Source organism: Hydrogenophaga sp. OTU3427, assembly GCF_038440225.1.
In the GTDB taxonomy this organism is placed as follows: Bacteria; Pseudomonadota; Gammaproteobacteria; order Burkholderiales; family Burkholderiaceae_C; genus Hydrogenophaga.
The window spans coordinates 1-238 of record NZ_JASATI010000148.1 but is presented as its reverse complement, the minus strand read 5'-3'; the positions used below and the strand labels follow the sequence as shown (position 1 = coordinate 238).

At 69.7% G+C, this 238-nt stretch carries 1 protein-coding gene; it reads left to right on the top strand.

Annotated elements, in window-relative coordinates:
* On the top strand, positions 1-238 hold a 238-nt coding region (locus AAHB17_RS24680; protein ID WP_342133706.1), incomplete at both ends, for a hypothetical protein.

Here is a 238-nt window from a genome sequence, read left to right as displayed (position 1 = left end):
CCTCTTGGGCGACCGCATCCGCATGAACGCCATCTCACCCTGGCGCCAGGGCCCGCGCGTGTTCATGCGCTCGCTGGCCACGCGCGACTTCGGCAGCGAGATCAGCGCGGCCCTGCCCGACGTGGTGGCCGCCTGCAAGGTGGCGGGCTTCGATCTGATCGTGGTCGAGACCTCGGGCATCGGCCAGGGGGACGCGGCCATCGTGCCGCACGTGGACGTGCCCATGTACGTGATGACA